Source organism: Mesorhizobium sp. M2A.F.Ca.ET.039.01.1.1 (assembly GCF_003998035.1).
Lineage (GTDB): Bacteria > Pseudomonadota > Alphaproteobacteria > Rhizobiales > Rhizobiaceae > Mesorhizobium.
This window is the reverse complement of sequence record NZ_RZRY01000170.1, coordinates 1-10,455: the sequence shown is the minus strand read 5'-3', so window position 1 is coordinate 10,455 and position 10,455 is coordinate 1. Positions and strand designations below refer to the sequence as shown.

The following is a 10,455-nucleotide window of genomic DNA, read 5'->3' as shown; positions in this document are numbered from 1 at the left end:
CGGCGGCATAGCCGGCGAAGTCCTCGATCGTCTTCACGCCGTCCTCGCCGAGCGTCACCATCATGGCGGTGGTGACGCCGGGGATCTCGCGCAGCTCGTCCTTGACGCCCAGCGCCTTGCGCTTTTCGTCATGCTCGGCCTCGATCTTCTCCAGATATTCGCGGGCGCGGGTCTGGATTTCCGAAGCGGTGTCCTCGTCGAAGCCGTCGATGGAGGAGATTTCGCCCGAGTCGACATAGGCGACTTCCTCGACGCTGGTGAAGCCTTCGGAGGCAAGCACCTGGCCGACCATCTCGTCGACATCGAGGGCTTCCATGAACAGTGCCGAACGCTCGACGAATTCCTTCTGGCGGCGCTCGCTCTCTTCCTGCTCGGTCAGGATGTCGATATCCCAGCCGGTGAGCTGCGAGGCCAGGCGGACGTTCTGGCCGCGGCGGCCGATGGCCAGCGAGAGCTGGTCGTCCGGCACCACCACCTCGATGCGCTCGGCATCCTCGTCGAGCACCACCTTGGCGACCTCGGCCGGCTGCAGCGCGTTGACGATGAAGGAAGCGGCCGAAGGCGACCACGGAATGATGTCGATCTTCTCTCCCTGCAATTCGCCGACCACCGCCTGGACGCGGCTGCCGCGCATACCGACGCAGGCGCCGACCGGATCGATCGAGGAATCGCGCGAGATGACGGCGATCTTGGCGCGCGAGCCGGGGTCGCGAGCGACCGACTTGATCTCGATGATGCCGTCATAGATTTCCGGCACTTCCATGGTGAAGAGCTTGGCCATGAATTGCGGATGGGTGCGCGACAGGAAGATCTGCGGGCCGCGCTGCTCGCGGCGCACGTCGTAGACATAGGCGCGGACGCGGTCGCCATACTTATAGTTCTCGCGCGGGATCAGCTCGTCGCGGCGGATGATCGCCTCGCCGCGGCCGAGATCGACGATGACGTTGCCATATTCGACGCGCTTGACGGTGCCGTTGACGATCTCGCCGATGCGATCCTTGTATTCGTCATACTGGCGATCGCGTTCGGCCTCGCGCACCTTCTGCACGATGACCTGCTTGGCCGATTGGGCGGCGATACGGCCGAAATCCATCGGCGGCAGCTGCTCGGCGATGAAGTCGCCGAGTTGGGCGTCGGGGTTGCGCTCGCGCGCCGTGGAAAGCGCGATCTGCGTGGCGTAGTCCTCAACCTTATCGACCACTTCCATCAGCCGCTGCAGCTTCATCTCACCGGTGTTCGGGTTGATGTCGGCGCGGATGTTGGTCTCCTGGCCGTAGCGCGAGCGCGCCGCCTTCTGGATCGCATCGGCCATGGCGGCGATGACGATCGACTTGTCGATCGACTTTTCACGCGCGACCGCGTCGGCGATCTGCAGCAGTTCAAGCCTATTGGCGCTTACAACCATTGTCTTTCTCCCGATTTCGCCTCGGACACGCGGCCCGGCGGCGCTATCAACTTTCCTGTTCGGTTTCGTTTTCCTCGGCGGCGTCTTCCGCTTCGCCGCGGCGTTTCCTTGCTTCCTTGCGCGCCCGGTTGTCCTTCGACAGGGCATCGCGGATGAGATCGTCGGTCAACACCAGCCGGGCCTCGGCGATCGCGTCATAAGGCACGCGCACCGTCGGCTCCTCGCCATAGGCCGCCTTGTCGCGCTCGATAAGGATGCCATCGGCGTCGGCCTCGGCGATCTTGCCCTTGAAGCGCTTGCGGTCACCGACGAGGACGGACGTCTCCAGCTTGACCAGGTGACCGGTCCAGGTGGTGAAATCCGACTTGCGCACCAGCGGCCGGTCGATACCCGGCGAGGACACTTCAAGATGATACGCCTTTTCGATCGGATCCTCGACATCGAGGGCCGGCGACACCGCGCGGCTGACCTCTTCGCAATCCTCGACGGTCATGGTGCCGTCCTCGCGCTCGGCCATGATCTGCAGCGTCAGCCCATTCTGACCGGTCAACTGCACCCGCACGAGACGGAAGCCGATGGCCTTGAGCACCGGCTGCATGATCAGCGCAATGCGCGCATCGATGCCGCTTTCGCGGATGATACGGTCGTCGGCCTCGCTTGCCGCTGCAGTCATTGAATCCCTGTCGCTTTTGGCTTCCGGCCGGCAGGTAATAAAAAAGAGCGGGACCGGGTGGACCCACTCTTCGTCATACCGACCAAGAATTTGAGGCTGATATAGACGATTGGCGCCGGTGTTTCAAGCCTGCAGGCAAAAGGCTAGCGGCATCTACAGCTGGCGTGGCCATCGCTGGGCTGCATGCATCACCGTGAGTATCTCGATCTCGTCGCCGACAACACGGTAGGGAATTATGTACGGGATATCAGCCAAGACCAGCTCTCGTGTCCCTTTCACCCGCCCGACGCGGCCCATCGCCGGATGTTCGGCAAGATTGTCCACGACAGAAACAATGCGGGCAACGACCCGTGCCGCGGCTGTTGGATTGTCCTTTTCGATGAAACCGCCAATCTGGTCGAGACGGCGCACGGCGCGCTCTGTCCAGCGGATCCGCTTCATCGCCCGGAGGCCGGCTTGACGTATTTCGCTATGACGCCGGCCAGATCCTTCTCACTTGCAAATTCCCCTCGATCAGCTTCCTCGAGGCCGGCCTCGATCTCGGCAAGTTGCCATTCTTCCCTGGCGACATAGTCTTCGATCGCTTGGGCCGCCACGTAGGAGCGTGAGCGATCCACCTTTTCGGCCAATTGGTCGAGCTTGGCCACGGTCTCATCGGGAAGCCGTACGGTGAAGGCGCTCATCATCCCGTCTCCATTGTGGTTCACAATGAATGTGGTGGAACCAGGGTGGTTCGTCAATGGAGGCTCCCCAGCGGAAAATCTGGACACGCCGTGGAACTGCGGTAAGCGGTTTGGGAACTAACAAAGCCACTGGTCAGCGCTTCGTGGTATACCAGCTTCCCAGGGAGCGGGCCGCTTCGCCAGTTCCACCATATCAGGAAACGGAGCAGCCGCAGCCGACAGGACTTCCATGAACGCAGCGAACCCTTCCGGGCTCATGCGGACAAGGCGGTTGTCCATCAGCACATCCTCGGCCGCGCGCACGGCGGCATCGCGCACGAAATCCGCGCGGGAGCGGCCGCGGAGACCGGCGGCGCGATCGATCATCGCCGCATCCGCTTCCGGCAGGCGCATCAAAATCCGGTATTCCTTGCGTTCGATCGGGGCGGCCATAGCTGTCTCCTTATCGGCAATGCAGCAGCCTGTAGCGCTAAATGCAATACAGAGACTCGGGCTACCTATTTCCGGATAAAGGTCAGATAAGCCTGCCGCCGTCCTTCGCGGATGGCCTTGGCCTCGTAACGCGTGCCGGGCCAACCCTCATAAGGTCTATGCCAATCCGCAGCCTCTCCAGCCTGCCATGCGAAGCCGCCGTGAGCGCGGCAGGCAAGCAGAGTCCAGTTCACATAGCTGTCGATATCGGAGGCGAAGCGGAACCTGCCGCCCGGCTTCAGGACGCGGGCAAAGCGGCCGAGATTGGCGGCACCGACGAAGCGGCGCTTCCAGTGCTTCTTCTTCGGCCACGGATCGGGATAGAGCAGGTCGATGCCGTCGAGCGAGCCCGACGGCAGCCAATCGAGCAGGCGCGTGGCGTCGTCGTCATAGACCCTGAGATTGCCAAGCGGGTTCTTGGCAAGCGCCGTCATCATCTTGGCCATGCCGTTGACGAAGGGCTCGACGCCAATGAAGCCGGTCCCCTGCGCTTCCTTGGCGCGGTGCAGAAGATGCTCGCCGCCGCCAAAGCCGATCTCCAGCTGAAGTGCCGAAACCTCCGCCTTGAACAAGGTGCTGAGGTCAGCCGGCGCTTGCGCCGTCAGGTCGAGCCGGTATTCGCGCAGGCCGCTTTCGAGGGCGATCGCCTGCTGCGGGCGTATGGTCTTGCCGTGCCGGCGACCGAAGAATCCTTCGGTCGCCCGGCTCGGCCTATCCTTTGCGTTAGCTGGCGTCAGGCGGCGACGGCGTCCTTGAGCGCCTTGGCGAGATCGGTCTTCTCCCAGGAGAAGGAACCGTCGCGACCGGCCTTGCGGCCGAAATGGCCGTAGGACGAGGTTTTTGCGTAGATCGGCTTGTTGAGGTCGAGATGACGGCGGATGCCCGACGGCGACAGGTCCATCACCTTGCGCAGCGCCTCCTCGAGCTTCGATTCCTCGACCTTGCCGGTGCCGTGCAGGTCGACATAGACCGACAGCGGCTGGGCGACGCCGATGGCGTAGGAGAGCTGGATGGTGCAGCGGTCGGCGAGCTTGGCCGCCACCACGTTCTTGGCAAGGTAGCGCGCCGCATAGGCCGCCGAACGGTCGACCTTGGTGGTGTCCTTGCCCGAGAAGGCGCCGCCACCGTGCGGTGCCGCGCCGCCATAGGTGTCGACGATGATCTTGCGGCCGGTGAGGCCGGCATCGCCGTCAGGCCCGCCGATGACGAACTTGCCGGTCGGGTTGATGTACCAGTTGCAGTCCTCGGCGATCTTCAGGTCGCCAAGCGCCTCGCGGATATAGGGCTCGACGACCTTGCGGACCTTCTTGGAGTCCCAGCTGGCATCGAGATGCTGGGTGGAGAGCACGATCTGCGTGACTTCCGCCGCCTTGCCGTCGGCATAGCGCACGGTGACCTGGCTCTTGGCGTCCGGGCCGAGCTTGCCGGCCTCGCCATTGCCTTCATGGCGCGCGGCGGCAAGCAGTTCGAGGATCTTGTGGCTGTAATAGATCGGCGCCGGCATCAGGTCGGGCGTCTCGCGACAGGCGTAACCGAACATGATGCCCTGGTCGCCGGCACCCTCCTCGCCCTGGCGGTCGGCGGCGTTGTCGACGCCCTGGCCGATATCGGGCGACTGGCCGTGCAGCAGCACGTCGATCTTGGCGGTCTTCCAGTGGAAGCCGGACTGCTCGTAGCCGATCTCGCGGATCGCCTTGCGGGCGACCGACTTGAACTTGGCCGGGTTGACCACGGGGTGGCCGGACGCATCCTTGAGGACGTTGCCGGCCTTGTCCTTCTTCAAAAGCGTGTCGGGGACGCGGACCTCGCCGGCGATGACGACGCGGTTGGTGGTGGCCAGCGTTTCGCAGGCGACGCGGACCTTCCACGGATCCATGCCTGTCTTCTTGGCTTCGCGATAGACCAGATCGACGATTTCGTCGGAGATGCGGTCACAAACTTTGTCGGGATGACCCTCGGAGACGGATTCCGAGGTGAAGAGATAATTCTGCCGCGTCACGGGTGTCCCCTCTTGAAAAAAAATCGGCAGGTTGCCGATTTTTGGCGCGCCACGTGTTAGCGGTGCCGGGCGCCGCTCGTCAAGCGGCGCGACGGATCTGGCATGAATGTAGGCAAGCCGGCTATGCCACCAGCGGCGGGGCGCCGCCGGCGGCATAGGTAAAAATCAATCGGCGTCCTCGGCGGAGAGCGCCTTCACCAGATCGATGATGCGGCGGCGCACCTTCACGTCGCCGATCTTGACAAAAGCCCGGTTAAGCTGAAGCCCTTCGGGACTACCGCAGAATTCGATGGCGAAGGCCATCGAGGAGTCTTCGGCAAATCCCCGATTGCCGCCACCGGTCTCCTCGCCCGGGGCATCCTCGAAAAAGAAGGCGACGGGAACGCTCAGGATGGAGGCGATCGCCTGCAGACGGCTGGCGCCAACCCTGTTCGTGCCCTTCTCATACTTCTGGATCTGCTGAAAGGTGATGCCGAGATTTTCACCCAGCTTTTCCTGGCTCATTCCAAGCATATTGCGACGCAGCCGGATGCGACTCCCGACATGAATGTCGATCGGATTCGGCTTCTTCTTGTTCTCTTCTGTCATTTTTTCCTCGCCGAATTTTTCCGGCTTTTTCTATTTTGTTCCGCCCATATGAAGCCGGAGCCACCTGCCCCAACAGAACCCTCCAACCGACTTCGAAAAATTTTAGGCGTTACAGTATGAGTTTCTAATGTGCCGACTGTCAATTCACCCGTAGCCGCTGCCTTACATTCAAGGTGAAGGCCATCAGCGCAAACAGCAACATGATCAGCAATCCGTTAAAATGCCGCTGTTCGGGAGACAGGAGGGCGCGCCCAGAAACCGGCACATGCGCGTCGATGGCGCCGCGCGCGTTGACGGCAAGCGCATCGATGATGCGCCCGCGCGAATCGACAATTGCGGAGATGCCGTTGTTGGCCGCGCGCAGCAGCGGCAATCCATTCTCCACCGCGCGAATCTGCGCCTGCCTGAAATGCTGATACGGGCCTGGCGTGTCACCAAACCAGGCGTCGTTGGTGACGTTCACGATCACGTCAGATGACGCAGCGTCGGCGGCGACGAGATCGGGAAAGATCACCTCGTAGCAGATGAACGGCGCGGCACGCAGGCCGCCCGGCAGACTGATCGGATGCCGCTCGTTGCCGGCGGCGAAATTCATCGGTCCGGCAACGAGCTGGCCTATGCCGAAGCGTTGGAAAAGATCGGCGAAGGGCAGGTATTCGCCGAAGGGCACCAGATGCACCTTGTCGACGGCATCGACGATCTCGCCTTTGTCGTTGATCGCCACCACGGAATTGTAATAGCGGCTGCCGGCGCTCGCCGATCCGCCTTCCTCGCGCACGACGCCGGCAATCAGCATCTGGCCCTCGGCCAGCATGTCGCCCAGAGCCGTGAGCGCTTCCGGACGCTCGGTGAACAGGAAGGGCACCGATGTTTCCGGCCACAAAATAAGCTGCGGCTTGGCATGGCCTTCTTCCGGCGCTTTCCCCGATATCCCCAGTAAAGTTGCGAAGATGCGGTCGCGCACCGAGGCGTCCCACTTTTCGCTGAGATCGACCGAGGGCTGGACGATGCGAACATCGATCGAGCGGGCCGGCTCGACCGGGGCCGCGAGCCGGGCGTAGCCGAAGCCGACATGGCCAGCGACGAGGATGACGAACAGGGCAAGGCCCAGCCTCAGATGCCGGCGCGCCGCGACCAGCGCGGGCAGCGAAAACACGAAGACGGCGAGCGCGTTCATGCCGATCATGCCGGTCACCGACACGCTCTGCATCAGCAGCGGCACCGGCATCGCCGTGTATCCGACGGCGTTCCAGGGAAAGCCGGTGAAGAGGAAATCGCGCAGCCATTCAGCAAGGCTGAACCCGAAGGCAAGCGCGGCGATGCGGCCGATGTCGCTGCTCCAGAACAGCCGCGCCACCACGGTGGCGAAGCCATAGAAGAAGGCGAGCGCAAAGGGGATACCGACGACGGCGAAGGGCAAAGCCCAGGCGAAGCTGTCGGCCTCGACCAGCAATGCCTGGCCGATCCACCACAGGCCGGCGAGGAAGTAGCCGAAGCCGAACCACCACCCGGTAGCGAAAGCCGGCCGCAGGCGCCTGAACCAGCCATCGGAAGCCTCGCCGGTGGCGCCGTCGAGCAGCCAGACCAGAACCGGGAACGAGACGAAGCAGACCGCGAAGAAATCGTAAGGCGCCTGGGCAAGCACCGCCAGCGCTCCGGCGGCAAAGGCCACCAGCGCCCGCCGCCACCCCCACAGCAGAATTATCCGGCCGGCAAAGCGCTGCATCCAGCTTCCCAAGTCGCGCGAATCAGGGAGTTAGAGGTTTAACAGGCCACGCCGCGCGATCCAAACCCAGATAAGCGCCGCCTGATACACCGTAGCGCTATCTGTGCCAGCCCTCGATCCGCAGGCCGGTCAGTCGCTCGGCCTCGTCCTTCGGCACGACGCGTACGGTGCGGGTGAATGTCCAGACATGGCCTTCGGGGTCGCGGGCGCGATATTGGCGCTCGCCGTAGAAATGATCGGCGGGCTCCTCGACGATCTCCGCGCCTGCCGCGCGCGCTTTCTCGCAATGAGCGTCGATATCCTGCTGCAGACGGACATAGACGGCTTGCGTGTTCTTGCCGCCGACGGAGGCGGGACTGGCGATACGCTCATCCCATTCGGAATCGACGATGATATAGCCGTCGCCGAAGCGCATTTCGGCATGCACGAGCCGACCGTCGGGATCGCTCACCAGCATGCTAGGCTCAAAACCAAAGGCCGCTTGCAGAAAGGACAAAGCCGCGCGCGGATCGCGGTAGAAGAGGCCTGAGCCCAGGACCGCATGCTTGAACGGATCGTCGGTCGGCATGCCGCTCCACGTTCTTTTTTACGCATTCCGGATGGAAAACCGCTACGCACTTTTCCTGGAATTGCTCAGGGGGTCAGGCCTGCTCGGTGCGGGCGGCGCGGCGGCGCTGCCGCTCGCCCTTCGGGCTCTGCACGATGCGCACGCGCTTGACGCGGCGCGGGTCGGCGTCGAGCACGTGGAACTCGAAGCCGGGAATGGCTTGCACGACTTCGCCCCTGGCCGGGACCCGGCCGAGCGTGTTGAAGATCATGCCGCCGATCGTGTCGACATATTCGCCATGCTCGCCGGCGGCGAAATCCTCGCCGATCATCTTGGCGACCTCGTCGATCTCGGCCTTGCCGTCGACGACGAAGACGCCGTCGCCGGTCTGCGTGATCATCGGCTCGTCGTCGTCATGCTCGTCCTCGATGTCGCCGACCACCATCTCGACGATGTCTTCCAGCGAGGCGAGGCCGTCGGTGCCGCCATATTCGTCGATGACCAGGGCCATCTGCGTGCGCGTCGTCTGCATGCGGCCCATGAGGTCGGAGGCCAGCATCGAGGGCGGCACAAACAGCACCTGGCGGATCAGATTGAGCTCGCCGATGGTGCGCGCGAGATCGACCTGCGCAAGGTCGAGCGCCGCCGTCACCAGCGCCTTCGCCCTGGTGCGGCCCTTCTTGACGCGGGCGACCTTGGTAATGTGGGCGAGCACATCGCGAATGTGGACCATGCCGCGCGGATCGTCCAACGTCTCGGAATAGACCGGCATGCGCGAATGGCCGGACTGCTCGAAAAGGCCGAGCAGGTCGCCAAGCGTGGTGTTGATCTCGACCGCCTCGATATCGGCGCGCGGCACCATGACGTCCTCGACCCGCACTTCGCGCAGGCGCAGGATGTTGTTGAGCATGGCGCGTTCGCCGGGCGAGAAGGCGCCCGCATCGGTCGTCGTTTCGGCAAGCGCGCCGGCGATCTCCTCGCGCAGGCTAGTGCCGTTGCGGTGCCGGAACAGGCCGAGCACGCGGTCGAAGAGCGAAGGACCGGCATGCGTCGGCTCCGCGGCCGCGCTGCCGGTGGGAATACTCGGACTCGAGCCCTCTTCCGTTTTTTCGGAAGGCTTGGCAGCACTGCCGGCGTCCGGGCGGGCGGCAGTTTCTGGTGTGTCGTTCATCGCCATCAGGTCAATTGAGCTTTTTTGTTACGCGTAGGGATCGGGAATGGCAAGCCTCGCAAGCGCTGCGCGCTCGATCGCTTCCATCTCCTCCGCCTCGGCGTCGGTCTCGTGATCATGACCCAGCAAGTGCAGTAGGCCATGAATAACGAGATGGGTGATATGGTTCTCAAACGGCTTGTCTTCCAGTGCGGCCTCGCGCGCCACCGTCTCGGAAGCCAGCACGATGTCGCCCAGCATCGGCGGCAGCTTGCCGCCCTTCGGAAACGGAAAAGCCGGAAAAGACAAGACGTTGGTTGGCTTGTCCTTGCCGCGCCATTCGGCGTTGAGCGTCCGGATGTGAGCATCGTCGGAAAAGACGACGCTGAGCTCGGAGACGCCGGTCGCCCCTGTTTCGGCAAAGGCGGCCGCAACGGCGCGATCGACCAGGCGCGTCAGCTCGGCTTCGGCAGGCCAATTGCCGGCCTCGACGAAAATATCGATATTGACCGGCGTCTCGCCGCTTAATGCTGGATTGTCAGCCATATAGCCTTTTGATCAGCTTTCGGCGCCCAGGCCCCGCGCCAGCTTGCCGTCGCGGTCATAGGCCTTGACGATCTCGGCAACCAATGGGTGGCGCACCACGTCGCCTTCGTTGAAGCGGACGGTGACGATGCCAGGCACGCCGTCGAGGATGCGCAGCGCCTCGACCAGCCCCGACTTGGTGTTGGGCGGCAGGTCGATCTGGGTCGGGTCGCCGGTGACGATCATGCGCGAGTTCTCGCCGAGACGGGTCAAGAACATCTTCATCTGCATCGGCGTGGTGTTCTGCGCCTCGTCGAGGATCACCGCCGCATGCGCCAGCGTGCGGCCACGCATAAAGGCTAGCGGCGCGATCTCGATCACTTCGGCCGCGATCGCCCGCTCGACCTTGTCGGCCGGCATCATGTCGTAGAGCGCGTCGTAGAGCGGCCGCAGATAGGGGTCCACCTTCTCCTTCATGTCGCCGGGCAGGAAGCCCAGCCGCTCGCCGGCCTCGACCGCGGGGCGCGACAGCACGATGCGCTCGACCATGCCGCGTTCGAGCAGCATCGCCGCATGCGCCACCGCCAGATAGGTCTTGCCGGTGCCTGCCGGGCCGATGCCGAAGACCATTTCGGAGCGCTCCAGCGCCCGCATATAGGCGTCCTGGTTGAGCGAGCGGGCGTAGATG

At 63.5% G+C, this 10,455-nt stretch carries 13 protein-coding genes; all 13 read right to left on the bottom strand.

From position 1 onward, the window contains the following. On the bottom strand, nt 1–1,405 hold a 1,405-nt coding region (gene nusA / locus EOA24_RS15180; protein ID WP_127409886.1), incomplete at its 3' end, for a transcription termination factor NusA. Between the two features lie 46 nt (nt 1,406–1,451). Further along, nucleotides 1,452–2,078, bottom strand: a complete 627-nt coding sequence (gene rimP / locus EOA24_RS15175) for a ribosome maturation factor RimP (protein WP_126079412.1) — start codon at nt 2,076–2,078, stop codon at nt 1,452–1,454. 153 nt (nt 2,079–2,231) lie between these two features. Further along, nucleotides 2,232–2,519, bottom strand: a complete 288-nt coding sequence (locus tag EOA24_RS15170; RefSeq protein WP_126079413.1) for a type II toxin-antitoxin system RelE/ParE family toxin — start codon at nt 2,517–2,519, stop codon at nt 2,232–2,234. Next, a complete protein-coding gene (locus EOA24_RS15165) occupies nt 2,516–2,764 on the bottom strand; it encodes a CopG family ribbon-helix-helix protein (protein ID WP_040986247.1) in 249 nt (82 codons plus the stop codon). Before EOA24_RS15165 ends, EOA24_RS15170 begins: the two co-directional genes overlap by 4 nt. 114 nt (nt 2,765–2,878) lie before the next feature. Continuing rightward, nucleotides 2,879–3,193: a DUF1778 domain-containing protein gene (locus EOA24_RS15160; protein WP_126079414.1), complete on the bottom strand. Its 315-nt coding sequence runs from the start codon at nt 3,191–3,193 to the stop codon at nt 2,879–2,881. 65 nt (nt 3,194–3,258) lie between these two features. Next, nucleotides 3,259–3,969 carry a tRNA (guanosine(46)-N(7))-methyltransferase TrmB gene (locus tag EOA24_RS15155; protein ID WP_126079415.1) on the bottom strand — a complete coding sequence of 237 codons (711 nt, stop codon included), beginning with the start codon at nt 3,967–3,969 and terminating at the stop codon, nt 3,259–3,261. Then, nucleotides 3,966–5,231, bottom strand: coding sequence for a methionine adenosyltransferase (gene metK, locus EOA24_RS15150; protein WP_126079416.1), 1,266 nt, complete (start codon nt 5,229–5,231; stop codon nt 3,966–3,968). The genes EOA24_RS15155 and metK overlap by 4 nt, the downstream gene beginning before the upstream one ends. A gap of 165 nt (nt 5,232–5,396) precedes the next feature. Further along, nucleotides 5,397–5,819, bottom strand: a complete 423-nt coding sequence (locus tag EOA24_RS15145; RefSeq protein ID WP_095819313.1) for a helix-turn-helix transcriptional regulator — start codon at nt 5,817–5,819, stop codon at nt 5,397–5,399. A 139-nt stretch (nt 5,820–5,958) separates the two neighbouring features. Continuing rightward, a complete protein-coding gene (gene lnt, locus EOA24_RS15140) occupies nt 5,959–7,545 on the bottom strand; it encodes an apolipoprotein N-acyltransferase (protein ID WP_126079417.1) in 1,587 nt (528 codons plus the stop codon). Nucleotides 7,546–7,642: 97 nt separating this feature from the next. Further along, a complete protein-coding gene (locus EOA24_RS15135) occupies nt 7,643–8,113 on the bottom strand; it encodes a VOC family protein (RefSeq protein ID WP_126079418.1) in 471 nt (156 codons plus the stop codon). A 73-nt stretch (nt 8,114–8,186) separates the two neighbouring features. Beyond that, the gene (locus EOA24_RS15130) at nt 8,187–9,263 is read right to left on the bottom strand and encodes a hemolysin family protein (RefSeq protein ID WP_126079419.1); all 1,077 of its coding nucleotides are present in this window, start codon (nt 9,261–9,263) and stop codon (nt 8,187–8,189) included. Nucleotides 9,264–9,290: 27 nt separating this feature from the next. Continuing rightward, complete coding sequence (gene ybeY, locus EOA24_RS15125) at nt 9,291–9,788, bottom strand: rRNA maturation RNase YbeY (protein WP_126079420.1); 498 nt, start codon at nt 9,786–9,788, stop codon at nt 9,291–9,293. A 12-nt stretch (nt 9,789–9,800) separates the two neighbouring features. After that, nucleotides 9,801–10,455 (bottom strand): PhoH family protein (locus EOA24_RS15120; RefSeq protein ID WP_133374523.1); only part of this gene is annotated, 655 nt, incomplete at its 5' end.